Origin of the sequence: Ruoffia sp. FAM 24228 (assembly GCF_045528575.1) — a bacterium.
In the GTDB taxonomy this organism is placed as follows: domain Bacteria; phylum Bacillota; class Bacilli; order Lactobacillales; family Aerococcaceae; genus Ruoffia; species Ruoffia halotolerans.
Genome location: NZ_JBGQQZ010000018.1, coordinates 35,287 through 35,856, shown reverse-complemented (window position 1 = coordinate 35,856; position 570 = coordinate 35,287). Strand labels below are relative to the sequence as shown.

Genomic DNA, 570 nt, shown 5'->3' with positions numbered 1-570 from the left:
GCTTAGTTCCACTAAGCGAATTGGTAGAGTCTGCTTACGCAAGGTATTGAACCGCCGTGTACGGAACCGTACGCACGGTGGTGTGAGAGGTCGACTAGTCAAATAATGGCTAGTCTCCTACTCGATTGGTTATTTAAATATAAGATTAACTACGTTTTCTACGGTAAAGTAGAAGTCCACCAACGGCTAGTAAACCGATAGCAACAACAGTAATAATCATCGTATTACTTTCACCAGTTGTCGGTAAGATGTCGTCATCTTGGTCTACAATGACGTTTCCATCGTCATCCGATTCGTCTTCTGACCCATTTGATTCATCGTCAGATCCATCATCGCTAGATTCGTCAGAACTTTCTGATCCGTCGGACTCGTCGCTAGATTCGTCACTTGACTCATCAGAACTCTCAGAACTCTCAGAACCGCCACCACCATTTTCATCCGATTCGATTAATCTAAATGCACCATATATTGCAGAACTACTACCTAGATTATCTTCGTTCAATTCAATTGTATAAACGTCATCTTCATCAGTAGCGACTGCATATTGATCTGTCGTATCATTGATTTCAG

The 570-nt window shown here is 42.1% G+C and carries 1 protein-coding gene; it reads right to left on the bottom strand.

Annotation, left to right across the window (positions count from 1 at the left end; translation table 11 throughout):
* Positions 1 to 145: 145 nt before the first annotated feature.
* The coding region (locus tag ACEN33_RS04870) for an LPXTG cell wall anchor domain-containing protein (RefSeq protein WP_407094666.1) at positions 146 to 570 on the bottom strand (425 nt) is incomplete at its 5' end.